The organism is Micromonospora sp. CNZ322 (assembly GCF_007827755.1).
Genome location: NZ_VITD01000004.1, coordinates 425649 through 450818 on the forward strand (window position 1 = coordinate 425649; position 25170 = coordinate 450818).

At 65.1% G+C, this 25170-nt stretch carries 22 protein-coding genes; 14 read left to right on the forward strand and 8 right to left on the reverse strand.

The genetic code is table 11. From position 1 onward, the window contains the following. Positions 1–286 precede the first annotated feature (286 nt). From FB453_RS13355 to FB453_RS13380, 6 genes are all read right to left on the reverse strand, one after another. Positions 287–1507 carry a DUF3825 domain-containing protein gene (locus tag FB453_RS13355; RefSeq protein WP_186718247.1) on the reverse strand — a complete coding sequence of 407 codons (1221 nt, stop codon included), beginning with the start codon at positions 1505–1507 and terminating at the stop codon, positions 287–289. Positions 1508–2035: 528 nt separating this feature from the next. Further along, positions 2036–2803, reverse strand: a complete 768-nt coding sequence (locus FB453_RS13360) for a hypothetical protein (protein WP_145790255.1) — start codon at positions 2801–2803, stop codon at positions 2036–2038. A gap of 181 nt (positions 2804–2984) precedes the next feature. Next, positions 2985–6104 (reverse strand): type I restriction endonuclease, encoded by a 3120-nt coding sequence (locus FB453_RS13365; protein ID WP_145790257.1) that lies wholly within the window; start codon positions 6102–6104, stop codon positions 2985–2987. A 4-nt stretch (positions 6105–6108) separates the two neighbouring features. Further along, on the reverse strand, positions 6109–7440 hold the full coding sequence (locus tag FB453_RS13370) for a restriction endonuclease subunit S (protein ID WP_145790260.1): 1332 nt from the start codon (positions 7438–7440) through the stop codon (positions 6109–6111). Further along, positions 7437–9425: an HsdM family class I SAM-dependent methyltransferase gene (locus FB453_RS13375; RefSeq protein WP_145790262.1), complete on the reverse strand. Its 1989-nt coding sequence runs from the start codon at positions 9423–9425 to the stop codon at positions 7437–7439. Before FB453_RS13375 ends, FB453_RS13370 begins: the two co-directional genes overlap by 4 nt. 266 nt (positions 9426–9691) lie before the next feature. Beyond that, a complete protein-coding gene (locus tag FB453_RS13380) occupies positions 9692–10111 on the reverse strand; it encodes a GntR family transcriptional regulator (RefSeq protein ID WP_186718249.1) in 420 nt (139 codons plus the stop codon). A gap of 351 nt (positions 10112–10462) precedes the next feature. On the opposite strand from FB453_RS13380, the gene FB453_RS34840 reads away from it, so the two are divergent. The 5 genes from FB453_RS34840 (at position 10463) to FB453_RS13400 (ending at position 13071) form a co-directional block, all read left to right on the forward strand. Next, positions 10463–10588, forward strand: coding sequence for a hypothetical protein (locus FB453_RS34840; RefSeq protein ID WP_486480256.1), 126 nt, complete (start codon positions 10463–10465; stop codon positions 10586–10588). Between the two features lie 75 nt (positions 10589–10663). Further along, positions 10664–10999, forward strand: a complete 336-nt coding sequence (locus FB453_RS34845) for a hypothetical protein (RefSeq protein ID WP_486480257.1) — start codon at positions 10664–10666, stop codon at positions 10997–10999. A 91-nt stretch (positions 11000–11090) separates the two neighbouring features. Further along, complete coding sequence (locus FB453_RS13390) at positions 11091–11336, forward strand: precorrin-4 C11-methyltransferase (protein WP_145790267.1); 246 nt, start codon at positions 11091–11093, stop codon at positions 11334–11336. 149 nt (positions 11337–11485) lie between these two features. Next, on the forward strand, positions 11486–12307 hold the full coding sequence (locus tag FB453_RS13395; protein WP_145790269.1) for a GntR family transcriptional regulator: 822 nt from the start codon (positions 11486–11488) through the stop codon (positions 12305–12307). After that, positions 12295–13071 (forward strand): glycosyltransferase family 2 protein, encoded by a 777-nt coding sequence (locus FB453_RS13400; protein ID WP_486480258.1) that lies wholly within the window; start codon positions 12295–12297, stop codon positions 13069–13071. The genes FB453_RS13395 and FB453_RS13400 overlap by 13 nt, the downstream gene beginning before the upstream one ends. Here FB453_RS13400 and FB453_RS13405 read toward each other — a convergent pair. Both FB453_RS13405 and FB453_RS13410 read right to left on the reverse strand, forming a co-directional pair. Beyond that, the gene (locus FB453_RS13405) at positions 13061–13495 is read right to left on the reverse strand and encodes a hypothetical protein (RefSeq protein WP_145790272.1); all 435 of its coding nucleotides are present in this window, start codon (positions 13493–13495) and stop codon (positions 13061–13063) included. The genes FB453_RS13400 and FB453_RS13405 overlap by 11 nt on opposite strands. A gap of 102 nt (positions 13496–13597) precedes the next feature. Beyond that, complete coding sequence (locus FB453_RS13410; protein ID WP_145790274.1) at positions 13598–15613, reverse strand: AAA family ATPase; 2016 nt, start codon at positions 15611–15613, stop codon at positions 13598–13600. Between the two features lie 262 nt (positions 15614–15875). On the opposite strand from FB453_RS13410, the gene FB453_RS13415 reads away from it, so the two are divergent. The 9 genes from FB453_RS13415 (at position 15876) to FB453_RS34200 (ending at position 24006) form a co-directional block, all read left to right on the forward strand. Continuing rightward, positions 15876–16271 carry a hypothetical protein gene (locus tag FB453_RS13415; RefSeq protein WP_030489556.1) on the forward strand — a complete coding sequence of 132 codons (396 nt, stop codon included), beginning with the start codon at positions 15876–15878 and terminating at the stop codon, positions 16269–16271. A 175-nt stretch (positions 16272–16446) separates the two neighbouring features. Beyond that, entirely contained in the window at positions 16447–18042 is a 1596-nt protein-coding gene (locus tag FB453_RS13420; RefSeq protein WP_145790287.1) for an FtsK/SpoIIIE domain-containing protein, read from the forward strand. After that, positions 18039–18305, forward strand: coding sequence for a hypothetical protein (locus FB453_RS13425; RefSeq protein ID WP_145790289.1), 267 nt, complete (start codon positions 18039–18041; stop codon positions 18303–18305). Before FB453_RS13420 ends, FB453_RS13425 begins: the two co-directional genes overlap by 4 nt. Positions 18306–18308: 3 nt before the next feature. After that, the gene (locus FB453_RS13430) at positions 18309–18497 is read left to right on the forward strand and encodes a hypothetical protein (protein WP_145790291.1); all 189 of its coding nucleotides are present in this window, start codon (positions 18309–18311) and stop codon (positions 18495–18497) included. Continuing rightward, positions 18494–19036: a DUF2637 domain-containing protein gene (locus FB453_RS13435; protein ID WP_145790293.1), complete on the forward strand. Its 543-nt coding sequence runs from the start codon at positions 18494–18496 to the stop codon at positions 19034–19036. Before FB453_RS13430 ends, FB453_RS13435 begins: the two co-directional genes overlap by 4 nt. Continuing rightward, entirely contained in the window at positions 19033–20787 is a 1755-nt protein-coding gene (locus tag FB453_RS13440; protein ID WP_145790295.1) for a replication initiator, read from the forward strand. Before FB453_RS13435 ends, FB453_RS13440 begins: the two co-directional genes overlap by 4 nt. After that, positions 20784–20969, forward strand: coding sequence for a helix-turn-helix domain-containing protein (locus FB453_RS13445; RefSeq protein ID WP_145790297.1), 186 nt, complete (start codon positions 20784–20786; stop codon positions 20967–20969). Before FB453_RS13440 ends, FB453_RS13445 begins: the two co-directional genes overlap by 4 nt. Continuing rightward, positions 20966–22402 (forward strand): site-specific integrase, encoded by a 1437-nt coding sequence (locus FB453_RS13450; RefSeq protein ID WP_145790299.1) that lies wholly within the window; start codon positions 20966–20968, stop codon positions 22400–22402. Before FB453_RS13445 ends, FB453_RS13450 begins: the two co-directional genes overlap by 4 nt. A gap of 62 nt (positions 22403–22464) precedes the next feature. Continuing rightward, the gene (locus FB453_RS34200; RefSeq protein WP_186718251.1) at positions 22465–24006 is read left to right on the forward strand and encodes a pentapeptide repeat-containing protein; all 1542 of its coding nucleotides are present in this window, start codon (positions 22465–22467) and stop codon (positions 24004–24006) included. Positions 24007–25170: the final 1164 nt, after the last annotated feature.

A 25170-nucleotide genomic window follows, 5' to 3' on the forward strand; every position in this document is an offset into this window, starting at 1 on the left:
CGCCTGGCCGTGGTCATGGCGCGTCTGGGGTCATGGCGCGTCTGGATCAGTCGACTTCGGGGCGGCGGTCCGGCGGCAGTCGGTGGCTCTCCGCCCCGGCGCCGGAGGCGGCCGGGGCGGCTTGCCGCCGGCCGGCTCACCGCCCGCGCCGCGCGAAGCGCGGCGCCTTGATCCAGAACAGAGGAAATCGGCAGTAGGAACCTGCCGGTGCTGTCCTACCCGGCCTATGTTGTCCCGGACAACGGCCACCCCTGTGCCGCCAGCGTGAAGTGGTCCAGTGCAAAAGCTAGGGATTCAGCCAATCGCGGTCTGGGCGCGCCAGAAGCCGAGCATTCTTTAGTGCCGCCGCTAGTGGTAGGACAGTCTCTCCGTGATACTCGTTCTGTACCCGCCTGACGACGAGAGCTAGTTGCGCCTCGCCAGTCCCGCGAAGCGACAGCGGAAGCAGCAACTGGACCTCTCCCCGGTGGAACTGGGGCACAGCGGCCTTGTAGTTCCGCTCGACGCGCTCCTTCGCGCGATCAACTGCGGATCGTGTCACCATGAGCGCCATAGCCTCGTTCTGCAGGTCTCTCGGATACCGCGATATGTTGTCGCGAACGAAGTGATCCCAGTCCAGAATCAGGGGTAGACGAGTGTCGTAGAAGAGAACCGATGAATCCCCCCAATAGGTGGCCCGAGCGGGACGGGGAGAGAAAACACCGGCGATCCGACCGTCGGATTCCTTCACCCAGCCGAGGAACCGCCATGGATAGCCATCGTCCGCCAATTTCTCGGCCAGTAGTCCATAAATTTCCTCTTGATTATCAGTTACGAGTCCCGTGTTGAAGGCGGCACGTTGCCCGTCCAAGCTGGCCCCGTAGGCGATCTTGTCCTGCTCCACCAGGCGCGAGAACGTATGACGGATGTAGCTCTGGAGAACTGGGAGGTCGGGCACAGATGGTGTAGCTGTTGACGGCGGCTCGTCGGCAAGAACCTCCATCGAGGATTCATCATCCTCATCTGGGTGGTTGAAGACCCAAACGTCGTCCTCGGCGAGTTCGGCGAGGGGCTGCCACGCTTGTTGGGGGATTCGAACAAACTGGCTTAACGCGTCTCGAGGGTCGAGTCGCTTCACGTGGCTGGCTGCAGGACCTCTGTCCGTGTCGGTCAGGTCGAAGGTCACCCTTTCCCCCTCGGCAAGGGTGACACGGACCCCTGACGGGCCGAGAATATCGGCATAGTGAACAAAGACGTTCTGCTTCGACTCATCGTCGAGGATCTTCCCATACCCCTTGAGGTGGTCGAACTGGGTGACCACACCGGCCCGGCGGTCCGCCGGGAATGACAAGGCTGTTACGTTCAGGCCCCGGTTGGCGGTGGCAACCTTAACTTGGACATGCTCGCCGGTAACAAGACATCGATATCCCGTGCCAGGGATAACGGTCACATGAACGAAGGCAGTATCGCCGGAGGGGGCAATCCTCACCATGCCGAATCCGCGGTCGTTGTTCCACCACTCAACCACGGCTGGTTGCGACTCCTCAGCCGTGCGTTGACGGGGTACCGGTGTAGCCTGCCCGAGGTCTTGCCTCGGTAGCCCGTCTTCCGCCCCGGATAGACCCAGGCGGCGGGGTGGCATATTGCGGGGAGTTGGGCGGGTGCCGGGCTGCTCCGTCATTCTTGAACTACTCCTCAGGCCTCGATGGTTGCCATGCAGATCTGTGCGCAACGTGACGCGCTCACTCTCTCGCGGGGCCCAGGGATCGTGGGCACCACCGCTTCCGCTGCTGGCGGCCGGCTTTCCGGTGGGCGATGTGCACGGCCATTTGCTGCAACTCGTCGGTCGTTGTGCGCTCCCCGAGTTGTCATGGATGGACCGTCAGCCTACGACCGGATGCCAGGCCGCTGCCTTAGATAGCCGGCTCCCGCAAGGTTGTCCCTGCGCAGATAAGCCGTCGGGACTGCCTCCTAAGTCCTAACTGAAGTGACCTCGACGATGCGGCTGACGGAAGCGCGCGCGGCATTGCATCGAAGGCTGGCTAACGCCTTTGGCTTACGAGGGAATGAGCTCGGCCGCCCTCGCTCGTCGGCTGCCGCCCCAGCCGATCCCGGACCGCCATACGGAGGCGACGCCGAGGGAGCCGAGCATCCCGACGTAGGCGTCGCCGAGGGGTTCCGAGAAGAGGGCTAGCAAACCGGGTGGGTTGCTCGGGTCATAGAAGAAGTGGCGGTACTCGATCAGTTGGCCTAGCGCCGCCCTTGCAGCTCCAGATACGTCGCCGCTGTACACCATCTTGACCTCAGCTAGCCAGACTCGACCAGTACGGGTCAGCTCCATGTCGCGGGGGTGAACAGTGGTGATGGCGGTCCAGCCTTCGCGCATCATCGCCGTGCCGTACGCCTCTAGCAGCGACTCGTGGTCTCTCGACTTCACCAGCTCTCGCGCCCGAATCTGTGCGCGGTAAGGGGCGGAGCTCTTCGGACTGAACTGGCCGAGCTGTGGGCGAACGTGCTTCGGAAGGCGCCCCATCGTTGCTACCTCCGTCTGGCCCAAGGAGGACAAACCCCACGGCTCGCCTCGCTGAGTGGGCAGCAGCACACCAGACTTCTTGAGCCTGTCGTAGAGCGAGTCGACGTTGTTCTTCCAGGCCGGTTCGTTCCCTGGCCGGCCAACTCTCGGTGCGCGGTCTTCGGCAGTGAACTCGGCCCCGAAGAGGTCCTCGACCCGCTGGTGTACCTCAGCCCGTCGGCCCTTGCCCCCCAGGTGCTGCAATGCCAGCAGGAGCCACTCGCGAAGTCTCTTCCCGTTGGTCTCGGCCACGCGATGATTCTGACTTGGGTAGGTGGTGAGATGGAAGACGATGCCTCTGCCTGCCGCCTAGCAGGCAGTTTGTCGCAAGGTTCCGAGTTGACACGATTAGGGAGCCTTCTGCTGAGGCTGTCGAGGGAACGATCGGTCCTTCCGACTGGTGCGCTTGGTTGCTGTGGCCAAGGGAGCGTCCTCATGCGCTCCGTTCACGTCTTGTTTCCCACATGAACTCGCCGATGATCCGGATCAGCTTCTCTGCCCGCGCGTCATCGCCCATGGTGGCACCGGAGAGCTTGCCGACCGCCGACTCCAGGTCGAACGCGGCATCAACGATCGACTCCCGCAGGTCCTGTGAGTCGAGGAATTGGTCCTTCGCATTGTTGTCGATCTGGTCGGCGATTCCAGGCGCTCCCTCAGCCTTGGCCGCGACGGGCTTCACGAATCCCTCAATCTCTGCAGGCCCGAGCTCACCGCCGAACAGGTCGTTGATGCGCGCGATCACCTCAACCAACCTAACTAGCTGCGGGTCCTGGTTCACTCCTCCAGACCCGGCGCCAGAGATCGGCGGCAAGGACGCATCAACGGACCCGAGGGTGATCGGCGCCTTGCCGCGGTCGATCTGCTTAACGCGCTTAAGCACGAGATCGGACAGGTCCACATCGGTTGCGACCCGGTCGACGTCGATCACCCGCACGAGCTGGCGCAGGTACACGCACAGTTTCTCGAGGTCGGTGTCTCCGTAGTCGATGACTTGGGACATGAAGTCGTACATCCGCACGAACGTTCCTGCGTCCTTGCGGAACAACTCCAGCCGCTCCCGCTCCGCCCGATCATCGCGGGAACGCGCAGCCTCGTAACGGGCCGCAAAACGATCCTTGCCCGGCTTCACCGCCGCCGCCAGCTCGGCGTGGGACCCGCCGGAGAACCATGCAGAGGCGAATTCGTCGACCTCCGACCGCAAGTAGAGGTCCGCCTCGGCGAGCTTGGCCGCGATCTCGTGCACGATGTTTGGGTCGGTCTCCCTCTCGACCACGGCCTCGGTGTAGTACGGCTCGAACGCGGACTGGATGTCGGCGGGGTCGTTGACGAAGTCCAGTACGAACGTGGTGTCTTTCCGCTCCCCGCCTGGAGTGCGGTAGGTGCGGTTTAGCCGGGACAGGGTTTGCACGGCGTGCACGTCCGGGAGCTTCTTGTCCACGTACATTGCGCACAGCAGCGGCTGGTCGAAGCCGGTCTGAAACTTGTCGGCCACGATCATCACCCGGTAGTCCGCCCGGCGGAACTCCGCGGCCAGATCCGACCCCAGCCCCGGATTCATCGACGACTCGGTAGCGCCCTCGATCCCTGACTCCGGGTCGTTCACCGCCCCCGAGAACGCCACGATCGTCTTCAGCGGGTACTTTTTGTGGGCGATGTACTTGTCGATCACGCGCTTGTACCGTACGGCGGCGACCCGTCCGTCGGTCACGACCATCGCTTTCGCGTACCCCTCCAGCAGGTGCGCCACGTTCGCCAGGAAATGCTCGACGATGATCTCGACCTTCTGGCCGATGTTCGCCTCGGACAGCTTTACGAACCGCATGATCCCGCGCGATGCGGCCTTCGAGTCCACCAGGTCCGCGACCTCATCACCGGTCAGGGTGCGCACGCCGCCACGGGCCCGCCGCTCGATCTCGAACGCTGTCTTATACGTCTGGTATCCGCGCAGCACGTCGAGGATGAACCCCTCCTCGATCGCCTGCCGCATCGTGTACACATGGAACGCCTGCGGGGGCCCATTGGGATCCACCGGGTCCTTACGGCCGAACAACGTCAGCGTCTTTGACTTCGGCGTCGCCGTGAACGCCAGATAGGACACGTTCTGCGGGTTCGCCCGCGCCGACGTCATCGCAGTGATCTTCGCGTTGAGCACGTCCTCGGCCGAGATCTCTTCGTCCTCGGCAACCTCAACCCCGCCGGCGGTGAGGACCTTGCGCAGGTCCGCCGCCGTCGCACCCGACTGCGAGGTGTGCGCCTCGTCCACGATCACCGCGAAGTTCTTCCCGGCCAAGTCACCGGTCATCAGGTCCATTACGAACGGGAACGTCTGGATCGTGACGATCACGATCAACGACTTCCCCGACAATGCGGCGGCTAGTGCCTTCGACTTCGATCCGCCGGCCCGCCGCACCTCGGCCGGGTCGATCGTGGTCACTAGGTCCGAGGTGTTGTCGACCTGCCGCACTGCGTCCTGCAGTTGCCGGTCCAGCACGTTCCGGTCGCTGATCACCAGCACCTTGTCGAACATCTTCTGGTTCTCAGAGGTGTGGAGACGTGCCAAGCGGTGCGCCGTCCACGCGATCGTGTTCGTTTTGCCCGATCCGGCCGAGTGCTGCACCAGATACCGCGACCCTGGCCCCTCCAAACCAACAGCCGCCACGAGCTCGGTGACCGCCTCCCACTGGTGGAACCGCGGGAAGATCAGGGTCGACTTCTTCGACGTACGCCCCGTGATTGGATCGGTGTCCTCCTCGTGGCGCAGGAACATCAGCGACCCCAGGATGTTCAGCCATGAGTCACGCTGCAGCACCCGCTCCCACAAGTAGGACGTCGCCGCACCACCCGGCACCGGAGGGTTCCCTTTCCCACCGTCGGCGGTGCCGCGGTTGAACTCCAGGAAGAACGTCTTGGGCCCGGCTAGGCGCGTGGTCATCCAGACCTCGTCGTCATCCAGCGCGAAGTGCACCAGCGTCCGCCCGAACGCCAGCAGCGGCTGCCCCTTGGGGTGGCGGTCCTTGCGGTACTGCTCGACGGCCGACCGTGCCTGCTGCTTGAAGTACGTCTTCAACTCGAGCGTTGCCACCGGCAGGCCGTTCACGAAAAACACCAGATCGATCCGGCCGCCGCCACCGTCCGGCGAGTACGTGACCTGACGCATCACCCGCAGCCGCACTGCTGCGTAGTCCACCACGGTCTTGGGGTTCAGGGACGACGCCGGAGCGAACTGGCACATCCGGAACTTCGCATTGATGTGCGACAGGGGCCGGCGCAGCACGTTCAACGTGCCACCGCCGTTCTCCATTTTCGCGTCCAGCCGCTTGAGCAGAGTGTCCAGCAGGTGCGCCCGCTGCTTCGCCTCCGACGTGGCACCGACCGACACGACTTTCGCGAACTCCTCCGGCTGCGTCTCCTCCAGCCAAGAGAAAACGTCTTCCGGGAACAACGCGCGCTCACGGTCATAGCCGCCCGCGTTTGGCGAGTACAACCAGCCGTGCGCGGCGAGGGACTCGGCGATCTCGACCTCGAACGCCTCCTCGCGGGTCGCGTCCACCATACGTCTACGCTCCCTCGGGGGCTCGGCCCGTCGACACATCAATCCTGCCCGTCACAGCCTCCGTAATCAGAGCGGCACGCCGCTCTCGCGCCAGAGCAATGAACTTTTCAGCCTTCGCGATCAGAGCGTCGATTTTGGCGGTCTGATCGTCGAGATAGTCAGCGATCCGACGCTGTTCATCAACGGAGGGGGCAGGAACTCGGAGTGCACGGAGCTTCTCTGCCGTCAGGTGCGCGATCGTCGACTTGTTGCAGACGACATCAATCACACCGATATCACGATAGGTGCGCAGGACGTAGGATGCGAATCGAGGATCCCAGTCGGCAATCGGCCGGAGCCTGTTGACGGTCTTCTGGAAAGACCACCCTGGCATAGGATCCGTTATCACGATTGACGTGCCGACCGCCCCCCCTTCCACGACAAGAACGTCACCAGCCCGAAGGTCGAGAGACCGCGCTTCTGCGGCCGAGAAGGGCATTGAATTGACGTCGTGTAGATGTAAACCGTCGTCCTGGATGTTCGCCGCACGAATATACGGAAGGACCTGCTCAGTCGACTTGACGTTGCGGGCAGTGTCAAGCATTTTGCCAAGCGTCACCGAATAGCCATAGCCAAGGGCAGCAAATGCAACGGTGGCATTCGTCGAAACATGTAGTGGATCGACACCACGGAGCGTCTGACTCGCGATGACACCAAATCGGCGCTCACGTAGGCCGGAAATCAACTGCTCCTGCTTGAGTATCAAGGAATCGATTTGCGCCGTCTCACGGTCCAGGTAGTCCGCTATCCGTCGCTGCTCGTCGAGCGGCGGGATCGGAATTTCGATGCGAGCGAGATTGCCCACAGAGAGGCGAGGGAGTCCAGCACCGCGCATCATCACGGCAGACTGCTCCTTGACAGTCTTCGAAGCAAAGACGAACTGCAGGAACCGCGAATCCACCCGCCTTTGATCTGGAGTAATGATAACCAGTGACGACGCCACAACGAATTGGTGATTCCCGATTACCAAGGCGGTCGAACCGACAGTGCCATCCTTCGAGAAAAGCACGTCTCCATCCCATGGTTGGCAACCTGTGCGCACCATGTACTGGTATGTCTCCGGCGTCGTCTTCAGAGAGCCGAAAAAATCAATCTGGCCGCCAGACAAGTCGCGGGTTGACACAAAATCATATACCCCACCGTCGGTGTCTGGAGAAATGTGGGCCCCGTCCGTGACGCGGCGCGCAATCGACTTAACCCGCCCGAGATTCCACGCACTGGGTAGATTCGGATACCAGGCACTTAGAACCTTCGAGCCGCCGTCCCCGATCGCCGCGGAGGGTGTGGACGCCGTCACGCCTCGACCTCTCGGAGCATGTCAAGGATCTCGGCCACGACCTTCTCTAGATCGGCGTCGATCTCCGCCAGCGGCCGCGGGGGCACGTACTGGTAGAAGTGGCGGGTGAATGGAATCTCATAGCCGACTTTCGTCTTGGACTCGTCGATCCAGGCGTCGGGGACGTGGGGCTTGACCTCCGCGTCGAAGTACGCGGCGATCGTTTCTTGCATTGCGTCGTGCGCCTTGGGGTGGCTGCCCCAGCCGAAGGGCACGATCTCGGTGTCGCGTAGCCCGGTGTCGGGCTCGGGGTTGCCCTTGGAGTCGGTGCAGACGTCGGCGTCGTCGTCCCGTTCACCGAGGGTCTGCCAGAGGGTCTTTCGCTGCGCCGTGGTTAGGCGGATGCCCGCGGACCCGAGATGCTTGCCGAGGTCGCGCAAGAAGTCTTCGCGCTTGCGGTACAACTCAGTGCCGAAGGAGCCGAGGGAGGCGACCAGGCCGTCGATCTTGCTCAGTTGTTTGTGCTGGGCTATGGCCTCTATGCGCTCAGGCGTGCAGGTGAAGTTTAGGCGTAGGGGGCGTTCGACGGTGACGGACCAGTAGGCGAAGTCGAGGGCGTCGAAGACCTTGGAGATGTCCGAGGTCGCCATCGTGGCGTAGGCCTGCAGGACCGCGCCGCGGTCGGCCTTGCTGATCTCGACGCGCTTGTTGCCCAGGGACTTGCGCATCTTGGTGGCGAAGCCGGTGGCGTCGATGAGCTGGACCTTGCCCTTGCGCTCGGGCTGCTTGGTGTTGTCCAAAACCCATAGGTAGGTTGCGATGTTGGTGTTGTAGAACATGTCGGTCGGCAGGGCGACGATCGTGTCGATCAGATCGTTCTCCAGTAGGTGCCCGCGGATGCCGGACGGGCCGGAACCGGCGCCACCGTTGAACAGTGGGGAACCGTTCAGCACGATGCCCGCGCGACCACCGCGACCGTGCTCGTCGACGTCGCGCATCTTGGAAGCAACGTGAAGCAGGAACAGCATTGCGCCGTCGCCGATCGCTGGCAGACCGGGGGCAAAGCGCCCGTTGGCGGCCTCGTGCTCGCGGCGTACTTGCCTCTCCGAGGCCTTCCAGTCCTGACCGAATGGCGGGTTGGACAGGATGAAGTCGAAGCCGCGGTCGGCAAACTTGTCCTCGGCGAGGGTGTCACCCAGGCGGACGTTAGACACGCCCTGCCCCTTTAGTAGCAGGTCGGACTTGCAGATCGCGTAGGAGTGCTTGTTGATCTCCTGGGCGAACAGGTTCAGGTTCGCCTTCGGGTTCATCGCCAGCAGGTGCTCCTCGGCGACCGAGAGCATGCCGCCGGTGCCCGCCGTCGGGTCGTAGACACTGCGGGAAACGCCGGGGGCCCGCAGAGCCTCGGGGTCCTCGGCAAAAACGAGGTCAACCAGGAGGCGGATCGCATCGCGCGGGGTGTAGAAGTCGCCGGCCTGCTCGTTCGAGGCCTCAGCGAACTTGTAGATCAGGTTCTCGAACAGATCACCCATCGCGGCGTTGTCCGCCTTATCCGGGTGCAAGTCGATCTCGGCGAACTCGCGGGTGACCAGGCCGAGGCGGTTATGCTCCTCGAGCTCCTTGATCTGCGCCTCGAACCCGAAGTTCTTGAAGACGTCGATGTCCGCACTGAAGCCGTTGACGTAGTCGATCAGGTTCGCCGCAAGGTTGTCCGGATCCTCGAGCGCCTTCTTGAGGCTGTAGGCGGAGGTGTTCCAGAACGACAGGCCCGCGCTCTCATCCGTGCGGGTACGGCGGCGCAGCTGGTTCCCGATCCACATCGCGCCATACCCGCCATCGGCGGCCTCCTGGACCACCACCGTCATGACCTCGCGGTGCGGCTCCATCACGCACTCGAGCCGGCGCAGGATCGTGAACGGCAGGATCACGCTGCCGTACTGGTTCGGCTTGTACGGGCCTCGCAAGAGATCGGCGATGCCCCACACAAAGTTGCTGAGCGCGCTCACGTGGTCGGTGCTCCAGATTGTGCGTCGACGTGTTGCCCTGCACGTAAGTGCAGCGACTCGGGGGGCCCAAGCCTACCGGCGCCATTGGTGCACCGACCGCCCTCAACTCGTCAACGCGGCCGGTGTGCGCTCCTCTCCGCCGCGTGGTTGCTGGCGCACGGCCCGGCTGCGTGTCGCCGTACCGCGCCAATGGCCGGCGCGGGCCCAGGTAGCGTGCGGACCGTTCAGGCCGCCCCCTTCCGGGGTGTCGAAGGTGCACTGAACCTCTACTTCGCTCGCCGTAGGCGGTAGGTCCTAACGACCGCTTCGACGGCTCCATTTGCGCGCGTGACGCTCTGTCGTTCGACCACAGGCGCACCTACCTCGACGGCGAAAAGGGCTGCGAGCTCGGTATCTGCTGGGACCTGACGCAGTCGCGTCTCCGTCTCGGATCCCTCGCCGTGTCCGCCCTCGTGCCGCCGGGGAGTCGCGTAGGTGCCGCGGCCATGCTCGGTAGCGACCAAACGGTCATCTCGCAAGGCCGCAATGGCTTGGCGCACCGTCCCGCGGCTTGTCCGGAACTCCGCGGTAAGCGCGCTCTCGGTCGGCAAGAGGCCGCCCGGCGGGATGGTGCCGTCCTCAAGCCGTCTTCTCAGTTCATCTGCGATGGCGCGGTAGCGGGGCTGGCCGTAGTGCGGGGTGGGCACCCGCTCACCGTACCTGGCACTTGTCTTACCAAGTGCCAACTAAGTGACCTATTTCGACGTCTAGACAACTCGTCCACTTGTAGATACGTTTCCTGGTGTGCGGCTGGGGTGACGGCCCGTATTAGGAGTGGTTTCGCGTCGGCCCTGGTCGCACCTGATGCGCGGCGTCCTGTGGGACCGGTTGCGGTAGCCGCGCGTACAAGTTGGCTCGGCGATACCCGACCCGTCCGGCGTCGGACGGTGCGCCGTGCCTTCCATCCGGGCCGGTGGCCGGCCGCATTCCCCCGTGGCTGGCCACCGGTCCCCGCCTACTTGTGGAGGTGCGATGTCCGGCTCCCATCGTCGACACCATTGGCTCTCGTCCTGGTGGTCTCGGAGACGCCCATCTGCCCGGAGTACCAGCAGCAACGGTCGGTCAAGTCCTCGCGCGGCTTCTACGACCCCCTCGCCAAGGTGGTCCGCGGGCGCCACCCGTGAATTGCCTGCGCTCCGGTATGCGCCCTTGATGACGCGGGCCCAGCTCTATCGAGGCAATGGCGGGCGGTGGCCGCGATGAGTCGTACGAGCAAGCCGGCCGTCGTCACGAGCCACCCGGACTGGTGCGCCCCGGATCGCTGCGGCTATCTGGTGCCGCCGGTGATGACGCACATGGCCCGTCGTCATCGCGGCCCCATTCAGCGGGTCGGCGACAGTCGGGCGGGCGGGCTCGTCGTTACGTACCTCATCAGCAGTGAGGCTCTGGGCGGTCCTATGGTCGGTGTGCACGTGACGTGCCGGGCCGGGAACGCCTGGGCGGAGTTGTCCTTGCCGCAGGCAGCCCAACTGGTCGAGCAACTTCGCGGATCGCTGGCACAGGCCACCGGACAGCAGGGGGCCGGCGATGAGTGAGGGTGCTGCCGTCCCACAGGGCTCGCCGCCGTCGTCGATCGCGCCGGTCGTGTGCCCGGTGTGGTGTCGGGGCTGTGGACCAAACGACCCGATGCACCGCGGGCTTCTCAGCACTATTGGGCGGGAGCGGACCGGCTGGGTCACCGTCCAACTGGTCATCGACCGGTTCGCCCGCCGGGACCTGGCCGTGAAGCTCGACGCGACCCGCTACGGCGCGACGCAGACCGTGCTCCTGTCGCCCGCGCAGGTAGACCGGCTCATTGACGAGCTGATCTACGCCCAGCTGGAGATGCTGACACCGGCAGATGGTGGCGAGCGGGCCGGAGAGACGCGGTGAACGCCTACACCCGTCGGGGTTCAGCCGTTCCTCGTACCCCTGGCCTGCGCCCTGCGCGGACACCGCGCGCAGCGGTAGCCGTACCGCCGGTTCCTGAGCGGCCCGCCGGCGGGACCACCTGGCAGACGTTGGAACGTCTAGGGGGTACGGTGACCGGTGTGCAAGGCCGGGACTGGCGCCCTCGCTACCTGCAACTCGCGGAAGAGTTGCGGGCAAAGATCGTGAGCGGCGAACTTGCCCCCGGCACCCTGATGCCCAGCGAAACCGAGCTGGCCGACACCTCCGGCCTGTCACGCACCAGTGTCCGCAACGCCATCCGACAGCTCCGCGAATGGGGCCTGGTCCGCGCGGAGCAGGGGCGCGGCACCTACGTGCGGGCACCCCGCCAGCGGGTACGTCGTCGCAACACCGAGCGGTACCAGTGGGAGAAGGATCGCGTCCTGCTCGACGAGGACGAGCGGCTGAAGACTGGCGCCACCGAGCACGACACCGGCCTAACCGTCGACGATCTGAAGTTCCACGCCGAGTACTCGCGGGTGGAAGCGGATGCGGAGATGGCGGCGGCCTTGCAGGTCGAGCCGGGAACGCCGCTGCTGCGCCGGGTCTACTGGACATCCTCGCGGCACGAGAACGCACCGCTGACCGTGTCGTACTCCTACCTGCCTTACGACCTGGTGGCCGCGAACCCGGACCTGCTCGACGCGGGCAAGGAACCCTGGCCGGGCGGCACACAGCACCAGCTCTACACGCTGGGCATCGAGTTGGACCGAATTGACGACGAGATCCGCGCCCGCCCGCCGTCGCCGGATGAGGCCGAGTTGCTGGACATCGACCCAGGCGTCTCCGTGCTCACCGTGCGGAAGACCTCGACCGACACCACGGGTCGCGTCGTCGAGGTCGCTGACGTGGTGATGCCGGGGGACCGCACGGAGCTTGTCTACTCCCACAAACTCCAGCGGTGGAAAACTTGACGCAGCTCGTCTCAGTCATCACCCCGGTCCACGCGCCCAGCATCGAGCACCTGGCTGGCGCCTACGAGTCGTTGGCCAAGCAGGAGATGCCTGACGGCTGGGACTGGGAATGGCTCGTCCAGGAGGACGGGCAGACCGGCGCCCTGGTCGACGCGCTGCCCGACGATCCTCGAATCAGCCTGGGCGCCGGGCGTCCCGGTGGGCCTGGTGTTGCCCGTACCCTCGCGCTCTCCCGAGTCTCCGGGCAACTCATCAAGGTCCTGGATGCCGACGACCAGTTGACCCCCGGCGCGCTCGCCCGGGACATTGCCGCGTTCGACGCACACCCGCAGATCGGCTGGACCACCTCGCGGGTACTCGACCTGCTGCCCGACGGGTCGACCGGCGGATGGGACAAGGACCCTGCCGGCGGGGTCATCGAGCGCGGCTCGGTCCTGTCGTTCTGGAAGGCCAACGACTACCGGGCATCGGTGCACCCGGCGACCCTGTGCCTGCGGCGGGATCTTGTGTTCGCCTTGGGCGGCTGGATGGCGCTGCCGGCCTCCGAGGACACGGGCCTTCTGCTCGCCGCCAACGCGGTCACTGCGGGCTACTTCACCCGCGAATACGGCTTGCTCTACCGCAAGTGGCCCGGCCAGGTGACCAGCCAGGCCGCGCACCGGGAGCCGGCCGAGTATCAGGCGCGGATGAGGATCATCGAGGCCCGAGCCAACGCTCTGGCCTCGATGATCCCGAACGGCTTTAGCGGTCGCGCTACGGCGTAGGTTCGTGCCCCGGCATCCCGTGGGTGCGGCGCCGCTCCTTCATCTCCGCCTCGAAGATGTGCCGCCGGCCGCCGGCTAGCTTCTCCCGCGCGTCCCGCTCGATCTCCTGGAACGCGGCATAGTAGCCGTCGTCGAACTCCTCCACGATCTGGAACGTCCAGCGGCCCGGAAGTAGGTTCCGGCCGAGTAGTTCCTGTTCCACGCGGTTAGCAACTTCCGCGTGTCCCGCTTGGCGCATGAGCTTGACCACCCGGTCGAGGGTCAGGTCTGCACCGCCGACGAGTTGGTGTGCCGAGTATAGGTGTCCGCGCACCCGGTGGATCGTTTCCAGCGCTTTGCTTAGTTCGCCCAGAGCCTCGACGGTGGTGTCATCCAGTCCGGGTAGGCGGGAGTGCTGCTCGTCCGTTGAATCCCTGCTAACCATGACGTTCCTCTACCCAAAGGTGGCCGTGCTACCCGTATCGCGATAATGAGTCTCGAAACGTGAGCGCTTCTTGTGTCGATACCTATTCGGGCACGCCTCGACTTATGGGTTCGGTGCGCCCGTCACCTGTCGAGTCCCGGCACCTGATCTTGCTCTCATCGCTGCAAGGGCCCCGTTGATGCTTTTATGCAAGTTGACCAGCTCGCTCATATGCTCGCTGTTGATGTGTTTTTGTTCGATGCTTCGAACGATCTGAGATGCTACCGCAGTCTTTCCCGGGGCCTTGATACCAGCCTTCGTGCACCAATTCTCCAGGTTTTTCGCGATGGTGCCTGGTCCCGCGAGATCGGTTGCTGATGGAAGTGTTCCGTTATGTCCTCCTTCTCGCATGAGTTGCGAGACGACTTTGAGATATGCGTATGAATCTATGAAGTCCTCAATCGCCAGGCCAGAGGGCAAGGAAAGTAGCTGGTCATCATGCACCCCGGCCTTCGCCAATTGAGACAACAATTTTCTGCCACCCGAATCGCCGTCAGCGAGATAAACAACCCGGGCTGCGATATCCGATGAAATAATATCTTCAACTCGAGCGGCGGATAAGCCAGGGGCGATCTGGTATGGAAGTTGTGTGAGGTTGTTGGCCAGGCGCAACAGTGTGGGAAAGAGGATCATCTCGCTAGGGCCCTCGCATAACACAGCATTTCGGCAAATCGAAAACGCCGCCGCGCTCGCACCCATTGCGATAAGAAGCGGACTGTACCCAGGAGTGGATGACTGCCAGAAGTCGTTTCGAAGCTTGCTGAGGCCCTGTTCCGCGGGGTCCGGTTCGATGAACCTCACGCCAGTACCTAAGTCCGACGGTAGGCACCCTGGCGAATGAGTGGTGTAAATGACCTGCTGCGCCAGTGCCTGGGTCGAGAGAACCTCAACCAAGTCAGCTTGCGCGTCTAGATGAAGGTGGGTTTCGGCTTCGTCGATCAGGAGAATCGGCTGAACATTTGTCGGTCGCACGGTCAAGAAGCAAAGAAGTGCGATGAAAGTTCGAAGTCCGTCGCTTCTCTCATCAATCGCTGTTATGGCCCCTGCCGGGTCGCGCTCTTCTATCAGTACCTCTAAGGTTGTTGCGTCGGTGTTGATCGCAACAGTCAGGTCGGCTTGTCGCCAACTCGGCCGCAACCGCGCCTCTAGGCTGGTATTGGCGCGACGGATGAGCGTTCGCAGTCTTGTCTTGTCGTTACTCTGCACGGCGTTGAACAACTCGTCTGCGCTTGTCTCGGCGACTGACAGCAAGTTTGCGAGTGCGCTAGGCGGGTCTGACCTCGTTGATTCATCGGCAAGTTCGTACGTCGTTTTCAGATTCCGATCGTCTTCAGTGAATAATATGAACTGTGGGCATCGCTCGAGGAGAATCCGCCGAATTTTACTACTCGGTGATTCATCGCGGATGGCTGTGGATGCTGTTTCAAGCAATGAAGCGAGTGAGTCGACTAAGTGTGTGAGTTCATGCTTGACGAGAGCCTTCTCGGTGCGATCTGAATAGTCATCCTCCGGAATTGACTGCACTTGCTTCAAGGCATCTATTAATGGGTCAATTAGATTGGCAACGTCTTCGGCTGTTGTCTCGTCGGGTTCCTGGAAAAGCTTGCGCTGTCGCTCGAGATAGGTTTTGAGTAAGGAGATCTCTTCCGGTGGGTCGTCGTCGAATGCCGCCTCAAGCATTTGTTCGACTTCGGCTGCGCACGCGCTGGCCGCTTTGAAGGGTTCCGCGACTTTTACGGGCTCGGGCAGTGCGCCTGCCCGCCTCTGCCCGCCGGCAGTTCGGACTAAGACGAAGCGAGTTGGTGCTCCTTCGTACTCCACATGCTTGAAGGATTCACGATCTTCTGAGGAGAGAATGAACGTGGCGCGTACTACTTCGGCGTCATCTGAAATATCAGCATTTCTGGTTCTTTTGTAGCCAGGTAGGCGCTCTCCTTCGCCTAGCCAGGTGAGCGCATTTAGCGCGCTACTCTTCCCCGCCTCGTTGGGGCCCAATATTGCGATTATCTTTCCATCGAAATTGCAGGAGGTTGACCGGAGTCGCTTGTAGCCGTTGAACTCAACTTTTGTTAAACGCATCTCGTCCCAATCGGAGCTCTAACCGATGTCGTGCTTGATCGAATGAGTTGCTGAGTTTACAGCTTTATATCTGAACCTTGCGGTTCTGCCGCTTCTAAATCCTCATCCGGCATTCGCATGCTGCATCTCCTGTCAAATAGCGCCTTCTTGACCTTCTATACAAAACAGGCAAACGGCCCGGTGTGGTTGTTGACTTGTCTGCCAAGTGCCGTCTACGTTGACTCACAACTTGGCAGACAAGTTAACAAGTGGAGGTTGAGCGATGGCTCTGCGAGGCGGCACGAGGTTCGCGGTGCGGTGTGAGGACGTGTTCCCGGCGGGGTGCGCGTTGGTGCCCGAGTCTCTGGGCGAGGTCGAGGACTACGACGAGAAGACGGGCCGGCGTAGCCCGGCGAAGGACAAGCTGACCGGCCAGCGGGTGTGGCAGGTCCGGGTGATGGATCTGGATCCGGAGCTGGGGAAGCGGTCGCGGGAGACGACGGTGAAGATCTCGGCGGACTACCAGCCGGTGCCGCCGACGGGTGGCCTGTTCGAGGCGGTGGAGTTCGACGGCATGACCGTCACGCCGTACGTGGGCAACAACGGTCGGATGGCGTATTCGCTGCGGGCCACCGGGATGCGTGCCCCGGCGGGCGTGGCCGCGAAGGCGGCGCAGTAGCCGCATCTGGTGGGGGCGGGGCTGTCAGGTCTTGGCGGACGGCAGCCCCGCCCTCTGTCTCTTTCCCCTGCTCTGTCGAGAGAGGTAGTGACGTGTCCAAGCGTATGCCTGCCGTCCTGCGGCGGCCCACAGTGGCGGGTGCGCGATGATGCGCCGGCCGCGCGGCGAGGTCGTGATGACCACCGCCGGAGACCTGATGGTGATCCGACCGCGCCGGCTGGAGCTGCCGGTCTGGCTGATCGCGCTCGGCCTGGTGCTGCGGTGGCTGTCGCGGGGCCTGTGGTGGTGCCTTCGCCACCCGGTCGCCGTCGGCCTGGTCGTGGCCGGGGTAATCCTCTTCCGCGAGTTCGGCCGGACCGGCGTGATCGTGCCCGTGGTCCTGGCCGCTGCCGTGTCGGCGCTCTGGCGATGGCGGCACGAGTCGTCCTGGTGGTCCTGGTGCGCCGGCCCGATCCTCGGTCGCTTCCGGCAGCTTTTCGTGTACCGGCGGGCCTGGCGTGAGGCCATGACCCTCTGCGGGCTGGCCAAGGTGTACGACCACCGAACCGTCCTGCCGGAGCTGCTGCGGGTCCGCTCGGATCAGGCGCTCGACGTGCTGACCATCCGCATGGTCCGCGGCCAGACACCGGAGGAGTTCCAGAAGGCAACGGCGAACCTGGCGTACGCCTTCGGCCGGCGGCACGCCCGGGTCTACTCCGAGCGTCCCGATGACCCGCCGACCCGGTCGGGCTACTGGGCGCTGGTCCTGGGCGCGGTGGACCGGCTGCGGTTTCGGGACCGGCCGTCGGTGGTCTACCTGGTGGTGGTCCGCACCGATGCGCTGCGCACCCTGGTCGACCCGTTCGACGTCCCATCGGTGCCCGACTTCACCGCTCTGCCCCTGGCACGGCGGGAAGACCTGCGGCACTGGTGCCTGCACCTGCTCGCCACGCACGTACTCATCGGCGGCGCCACTCGCTCCGGGAAGGGCTCGGTGCTGTGGTCGCTGGTCCGCGTCCTGGCCGGGGGGATCTCCTCCGGGCTGGTCCGGCTCTGGGTGATCGACCCCAAGGGCGGCATGGAGTTCGCCATGGGTCGGCCGTTGTTCGCCCGGTTCGCCTGTAAGTCGTTCGAAGCCATGGCCGACCTGCTCGACGAGGCCGTCACCGTGATGCGGGAGCGGCAGACCCGGCTTGCCGGCGCGGTGCGGGTCCACACTCCGACCCTGGCAGACCCCCTGGTCGTGGTCGTCATCGATGAGATGGCGGCGCTGACGGCGTACCTCCAGGATGTCGACCTGCGCAAGCGCATCGCCGGCTCGCTCGGGTTGCTGCTGTCGCAGGGTGCCGGCGTCGGTGTCCTGGTGGTGGCGGCGTTGCAGGACCCCCGTAAGGAGGTGCTGCCGTTCCGGGACCTGTTCCCGACCCGGATCGCGCTCGGCCTGACCGAGGCCGCTCAGGTCGACCTTGTATTGGGTGACGGTGCCCGCAACCGGGGTGCCCTCGCCGACCAGATGCCGCGCTGGGCCAAGGGCGTCGGCTACGTGATCCTCGACGGCACCCCTGAGCCCGCGCGGGTCCGCTTCTCCTACATCTCCGATGACCACATTCGGGAGCTGGCTGCGGAGTACCCGGCGCCGGCCGACGCGGCGGACATCCTCGCCCAGGTCGGCCGGGAAACCGCCACCGAGCCAACCCGGCCGCCTCTGCCCCGGCAACGTCGCGGACCGCTGCTGCCCGACTCGCTGCTGAACATCCTCGACCGGGACACCGACGGGGGTGAGCCGCGGTGACCGCCCCGACCAACGGCCGAACCTTCTACCGGCTGCGCGCACCCGGCACCGACGGCGCCACCAGCACAGCCGTGTCCGTCCGCGTCGACCCCGCCCGGCCCGATGCGTACCCGGTCTATCTAGCGGTCGGTGGCGGCCGGCGCCGCATGTACCTGACCCCCGACGAGGCGTGGGCGCTGTGGCGCTGCCTCTCCGAAGCGGTGGCCTCCCTCGGCGAGCCACCCGACCACATCCGTACCCGCGTCGCCCCGGCCCGGAGGTAACCGATGTCCCTCAAGAGCTTCTTCCTCGGCACCCACCGCCTCAAGCCGCTGCACATCGACCTCGACGGCCCTCCGGACCGGCTCGCCGGTGCCCTGCACGGCCTGGCGCACATGGTCAACCGTCGACGCGACCTCAACGGCCAGCAGATCAGCATCACCCTGACCATCCAGGACAACAGGGGCGGCCGATGATCCGCGAACGCGCCGAATCAGGCGTCCGGGTGCTGATCCTGCTCGTCGTCGGCACCATGGCCGGCGCCGCTGCCTTCACCCACGTCCACGATCTGACCGTCGCCCACGGCCAGCCCGACTGGATCGGCTGGGCCAACGCCGTAGCGGTCGAGCTGATGGCCATCTACCTCGGCCTGGAGATCCGCGCCCGCCGCCGCGATGGTCGACCCGTCGGCCTGGTCGGCGTCCTCCTGATCGCGTTCGCGCTGCTCTCCCTCGCCGCCCAGGTCGCCGAAGCCGAACCGTCCGTCTGGGGCTGGATCGTCGCGGCGGTGCCGTCGCTGGCCTTCCTCGCCCTGGTCAAGGTCGTCCTGTCCAGCGCACCCACCACCCCGCCGGCTCCCGCGCCCGATCAGCCGCAGAACGATTGGTACGACGAGCCGCAGCGTGTCGAACCCGCGCCGCCGGCTCCGGTGATGCCGCCGGCATCAGCCGCAGTGCTGCCCCCGATCAAGGCCATCCAGCCCAACCGGCCCCAGGTCGTCGGGATCATCCGATGACGGCTCCGACCCTGCCCGGTCTCGAACCCGCTCCGACCCCGGTTGCGCCTCGGCCAGGGTCGCGGGCGGCCCGCATGGCGCTGCCCCGCTCGATCGACGTGCTCAAGGACATCGCCATCGAGTACGGCGTCTGCGTCCGACCGCTCGCCATGCGCCGCACCGATCTCGACACCGGCCTGACCGAAGTCATCGACCTGCCCTGCGGCGCGACCCGCGAGGACAAGTGCCCGCCGTGCGCCAAGAAGAACCGCCGGCTACGGCAAGCCCAGATCCGCGAGGGCTGGCACCGCGACGACGAGCCACTACCCGGCCCAGAACCCGCGACCGAAGCGCAGAAGTCCCTGATCCTGTTCCGCGCACATCTGGAGTTCTCCCGCGACGAAGCCGTACGCGCTGCGCAGTGGGACCAGGTGACCGACCTCGACGAGGCAATCCGCGAAGTAGAGGAAGCCATCGCCACTGAGGGCCTGCGCGGGCGCGTCGGACCACCACACGCCAGCAACGACGAGGACCAGGACGACGAGCCGGGCCAGCGACGCAAGCGCTCCACCAAGCGGCGCCAGGACGCCCCCGAGCTGCCTCGGCGCAAGGTCGAACGGCGCACCGTCGGCAAGACCTACACCGCCCCGGACGGCTCCACCTACCAACCGTCGATGTGGCTCACGCTCACCCTCGACTCGTACGGCCCGGTCCGCCCCGACGGCACCCCTGTCAACCCGGCCAGGTACGACTACCGCCGCGCCGCCTGGGACGCGGTGCACTTTCCCCGGCTGCTGGACCGGTTCTGGCAGAACCTCCGACGGTGCGAGGGCTGGAACGTCCAGTACGCCGGTTGTGTCGAACCGCAACGTCGCCTCGCCCCGCACGCCCACTTCGCCATCCGAGGCACCATCCCTCGGGACGTGCTCCGCACCGTGGCGGCGGCGACCTATCACCAGGTGTGGTGGCCCTCGGTCGACGTTCAGCGCTACACCCTCGACCGGCTCCCGATCTGGGACGAGCAGGCGACGGCATGGGTAGACCCGGACACCCGCGAGCCGCTGACCACCTGGACGGAAGCCCTCGACGCCATCGACGACGACCCGGACGCCGAGCCTGTGCACGTCGTCCGCTTCGGTGCCCAGGTCGACGCCCGCGGCGTCATGCCCGGCACCGAGGACGCCGAACGAACCATCCGGTACGTCACGAAATACATCACCAAGCACACCGGCGACTGCCACAAGGCGACCACCGACCGGCAACGCAAGCACCTCGACCGGCTCTGGCAGCAACTCCAACTCACCCCCTGCACCGAGCGGTGCGCCAACTGGCTGCTCTACGGCGTCCAGCCGAAGAAGGCACACGCCAAGCTCAAGCCCGGCCGCTGCAAGGGCAAGGTCCACCAGCGCGACACCCTCGGCATCGGCGGCCGGCGCATCCTCATCTCCCGCGACTGGTCCGGCAAGACCCTCGCCGACCACAAGCACGACGTTCGGGCCTGGGTCCGGGCGCTGCTCGGCGTCACCACCGACGGCACCCAGCTCGTCGACGACCAGGGCGACACCACCGAACGGGTCCGGCACGCCTGGGAGCTTGCCCGACCCGACGACCCCGACGTCGGCCCGATGACCCACCGACTCATGCGCTCGATCAGCGAACGCGCCCGCTGGCGGTCCGAACTGCTCGCAGCCAAAGACCGGGCCGCGCAGGGGTCTTCAGATCTTTCGGCAACTCAGCACAGCGCACAGCACGACGGGGAGGAGACGCAGTGAACGATGAGTTGTTGACCGTGCCGGAAGTGCTCGCCGAGCTGCGCGTACCGCGCTCGACCTGGTTCTACTGGCGGCAGACCGGCAAGGGACCACGGGTGATCAAGCTCCCGAACGGGCAGCTGCGGGTCCGCCGGTCCGCGCTCGGTCGGTGGCTCGGCGACCTGGAGCAGGACGCCGCATGAAGAGCTACGAGGTCCAGATCTGGGAGATCGCCAAGCGCGCTGACCGGAAGGCTCGGCCGTGGCGGGTCCGCTGGGCGGTGAGCGGCCAACGCTTCGAAGACATGTTCCGTACCAAAGCCCTGGCGCACTCGTTCCGCGCCGAGCTGGTCCAGGCGGCCAACGCGGGGGAGCCCTTCGACCCGGCCACCGGTCGCCCGGTCTCGGAGGCCAGAACCAAGAACCCCACCACCTGGTACGCGCACAGCCGCGCGTACGTCGAGATGAAGTGGCCCCGGGCGGCGGCCAAGACTCGACGCTCGATCGTCGAAGCGCTGACCTCCATCACGGTCACCCTGACCCGCCCGGCGAAGCGGGGCCGACCGACTGACGCCCTGCTCCGTGAGGCGCTGTACCTCTACGGCCTCAACCCCCGCCGCTGGACCGACGAGATCCCGCCCGAACACGCGGCGGCCCTCGCCTGGCTGGAAACCGCGTCACTCCCGGTCGTCGAACTGGACTCGCCCGCAATGGTCCGCCGAGTCCTCGACAGCCTGTGCGTACGCCTCGACGGCAAGCCCGCGGCTGCCTCCACCGTCCAGCGCAAGCGGGCCACCTTCTACAACGTCCTCGGGTACGCCGTCGAGCTGGAGCTGATCGCCTCCAACCCGGTCGACCGGGTCCAGTGGACCGCTCCCGAGGTTGCGCAGTCCATCGACCGCCGGGTGGTGGCGAACCCGGCCCAGGTCGCCACGCTGCTGGAGGCGATGAAATCTCTCGGCAAACGCGCCGACAAGGTCACCGCGTTCTTCGGCTGCCTCTACTACGCGGGGATGCGTCCCTCGGAAGCCGCGGACCTACGGCGAGAGGACTGCGACCTTGCCGGCCGGTGCGCCGACTGCGGGACCGACTTCGACGACCTGGCGGCGGTCAAGCCTTCCCGGTCCTGCGAGCACGAGAAGATCGAATATCGCTGGGGCCGCCTGGTGCTCGCCGGCACCTCGCCGCGCGCCGGGTCCCACTGGACCGATGACGGCGGCTCCCACGAGCGGCGCGGACTCAAGCACCGGGGAAGGGCTGAGACTCGTACGGTCCCGATCCCGCCCCGGCTCGTCGAGCTGCTGTGCGCGCACGTCGAGAATCACGGGGTCGGCCCGGACGGCCGGTTCTTCCGGGGCCTGCACGGCGGACCGCTCTCCGAGTCGGTCTACGACCGGTGGTGGAAGCTCGCCCGTGACAAGGCGCTGACCGAATCGCAGGTCGCCTCGCCGCTCGTCCGCCGACCCTACGACCTGCGGCACGCGGCGGCCTCGCTCTGGCTGAATGCCGGCGTCCCGCCGACCGAGGTCGCCCGGCGCCTGGGCCACGGCGTCGCCGTCCTCCTCCGCGTCTACGCGAACTGCATCGATGGCGGAGACGACACCATGAACGACAAGATCGGCGACGCCCTCGGATGACGCTGCTGGCTTGGGCAGCGTGCTGCTGAGGTGATGTGGACGAGGTGCGCTAGAAGGAGGGGGTGGAGTTGCCCGCACCGCACGACTCAACCCGGTCCGAGGTCCGCGTCACGGTTGATTCGATCCCAGCCAGTGATAGTCGCGTGCCTCAGCTGCGCCTCTGGGGTATCCGTCGGTCAATCGCTTTGGCTGTCGCAACTGCGTTGCTGCTGGTCGGTGGCCTGATTGCTGCAGCGCTCGGCTTCGCCGGTTGGCCTGGCCTTGAGCGGGGCGCAACCGTCACCGCAGCCACGCTGTTCGACCTCTTGAAGCTCGTCTTCGCCGTTGTGGCGGGCATCGGCGGTGTCGCCGCCTTAGTGGTTGCCTACCGTCGGCAACGGGTAGCGGAGCACACGAACGCGCTGGCGGAATTCGCTCATCAGCTGGCGCAGGCTGCTGATCTGCGTGCCGAAGTGACCAAGGCTCTCGCTGAGGCGGCCGATGAACGGGCAAAGATCGAGACTGACCGCAACGGCATCCGGCTGTTCAACGAACGCTTCGCCAAAGCATCCGAGCAGCTCGGGTCGGAGAAAGCGGCCGTACGCCTGGCGGGCGTTTACGCCATGGCCGGACTCGCTGATGACTGGCGAGAAGGGCGACAGACCTGCATTGACGTCCTCTGCGCCTACCTCCGGATGCCATACATCCCACCCTCGGATGCCCCGAGCGAGATGCCGACACAGGCCGACAGTCAGGCGCCGATGATGGATGCGGAGACGGTCCGGGCCGCTCGGGAGGAGCGGGAAGTGCGTCACACTGTCATACGCCTCGTCGGCAGACATTTACGTCCTGCCGAAGATGACGCGACCTCATGGAGCGGCTGCGACCTCGACTTCACAGGCGCCGTCTTCGATGGCGGGGACTTTTCGGGTGTGACGTTCAGCGGCGGACGGGTGTCCTTCGTCGGGGCGACGTTCAGCGCCGGGGTTGTGGCCTTCGACGAAGCGACGGTCAGTGGCGGGCGAGTGTTCTTTGACTATGCGACGTTCGATGGTGGGCAGGTGTCCTTCGAGGGGACGACGTTCAGTGGTGGGCGTGTGTCCTTTGACTATGCGACGTTCGATGGTGGGCAGGTGTCCTTCGAGGGGACGACGTTCAGTGGTGGGCATGTGTCCTTTGACCATGCGACGTTCGATGGTGGGCAGGTGTCTTTGGAGGGGACAACGGTCAGTGGTGGGCGTGTGTCCTTTTACGCGGGGACGTTCAGTCGTGGATGGGTGACCCTTGGTGGGGCGACCTTCAGCGGCGGGGAGGTGTCCTTTAGCGGAGCGAATTTTAGCGGTGGGGACGTGGTCTTTGATGGGGCGACGTTCAGTGGTGGGGTTGCATCGTTCGCTGGGGCGAAGGTCAGCGGTGGGGAGGTGTCCTTCGGCGTGGCGTCGTTCAGCGGTGGGGAGGTGTTCTTTGGCGGGGTGAAGTTCAGTGGTGGGCTAGTGAACTTTGACGAGGCGAAATTCAGTGGTGGGAAGGTTGTCTTCGACAAAGCGACATTCCTTGCCATGCCCGCATTCGCTGACTGGCCAGGCGGGCGTGCGCCAGATGGTCTGGTCCTGCAAGAGTCGTGAGTTCTGTGGGCGTGGGCAGATGGTGGGCGACGAGTCAGCCGGCACCGGGCTGCGGGACAGAGATAGCAGTTCAGGTGCGCTGAGGCTGGCAAGATCGCCGACGCCCTGTAAATCCGTCGCGAAAGCTTCAGAGGTTCGAATCCTCTACCCGCCACCAGGTGCAGACACGGCCCTCGACCAGCAGAGATGCTGATCGGGGCCGTTGTCGTTTGTCTGGCCGCCAACTCATCCGCAGCGGCGACACCATGAACGACAAGATCAGCCACGCACTCGATGAGCGACCTTCTTTCAGCTGCTGATCTTGGCTGTGGTGTCGAAGACGAGATGGCGAGCTTCGGCGATGACGTCTGCGTCGACGTCCGCTGTCGTTGTGCTGGTGTACGGGTGCTCTCAAGCCAACGTCGCAGGTCGTCACCCTCGTTGCCCTTGGTTGGCGAGATGTCGGCGAGAGGATCGCGAGGGTCGGACCGTCCACACCTGCGATCAGACAGTCGCATGCGGCCGAGATCGCGCCGGCCGCCGTGCTCGGTCTGACCGCTCCACAGGACTGCGGTCGTGTTCCGGGCGTTGCGGTGATCCTGTCGGTGGGTCTGCCGTCAGGTTGGCGCTCGGGCTCGTGGCGGAGTTGACCTACGCCGGAGCGCGCTCCATCTGTCGCCGCCGATGTCAAGTGCGATGTTAGCTGCGCATCCACTGCTCGTGATCAGCGCCCATGTTGCTGTCCGCCCACTGAAATGAACCCGACGAGGGGCTGGCGGGATGGCGAGGAGCCGGTATGGTGGTCGATGGCCGGATTGGAGGCGCGGGTTCGTCGCCGGCTGTTGAGGTGTTGCTGACGGTGACCGTCGGAGAATGTGGCGAGTGCCTACAGCTGGCCCCGAATTGCGGTGAAGGTCGTATTCAACGCTGCGTGAAGCGGTGAACCACCCCGCAAGCTTGTGATCTGGTCCGGTGCGTTGGGGGCCGTAGGCCGAACGGCGGGAAGTAACAGACGGTGGGGCCAGTAGGGCGACCACCACTTCTCTGGCTGCCCGCGCTGTGGCACGATCGTGGAACCTCCATCAACGCTGTACATCTCCCGACAGGAGCGATCATGTCTGGTCGAAGGCTAGGCCGACTCGGTGGGTCTCTCCTCCTTGTTCTCGCTGCCGCCACCATCGTTGC

Bases quoted from the DNA above. Each gene is read 5' to 3' on its own strand.
- FB453_RS13365 (WP_145790257.1), bottom strand. From the start codon at position 6,104: ATGGTGGACGCGACCCGCGAGGAGGCGTTCGAGGTCGAGATCGCCGAG.
- FB453_RS34845 (WP_486480257.1), top strand. From the start codon at position 10,664: ATGAGTCGTACGAGCAAGCCGGCCGTCGTCACGAGCCACCCGGACTGG.
- FB453_RS13390 (WP_145790267.1), top strand. From the start codon at position 11,091: ATGCACCGCGGGCTTCTCAGCACTATTGGGCGGGAGCGGACCGGCTGG.
- FB453_RS13405 (WP_145790272.1), bottom strand. From the start codon at position 13,495: ATGGTTAGCAGGGATTCAACGGACGAGCAGCACTCCCGCCTACCCGGA.
- FB453_RS13410 (WP_145790274.1), bottom strand. From the start codon at position 15,613: ATGCGTTTAACAAAAGTTGAGTTCAACGGCTACAAGCGACTCCGGTCA.
- FB453_RS13415 (WP_030489556.1), top strand. From the start codon at position 15,876: ATGGCTCTGCGAGGCGGCACGAGGTTCGCGGTGCGGTGTGAGGACGTG.
- FB453_RS13420 (WP_145790287.1), top strand. From the start codon at position 16,447: ATGACCACCGCCGGAGACCTGATGGTGATCCGACCGCGCCGGCTGGAG.
- FB453_RS13430 (WP_145790291.1), top strand. From the start codon at position 18,309: ATGTCCCTCAAGAGCTTCTTCCTCGGCACCCACCGCCTCAAGCCGCTG.
- FB453_RS13435 (WP_145790293.1), top strand. From the start codon at position 18,494: ATGATCCGCGAACGCGCCGAATCAGGCGTCCGGGTGCTGATCCTGCTC.
- FB453_RS13440 (WP_145790295.1), top strand. From the start codon at position 19,033: ATGACGGCTCCGACCCTGCCCGGTCTCGAACCCGCTCCGACCCCGGTT.
- FB453_RS13450 (WP_145790299.1), top strand. From the start codon at position 20,966: ATGAAGAGCTACGAGGTCCAGATCTGGGAGATCGCCAAGCGCGCTGAC.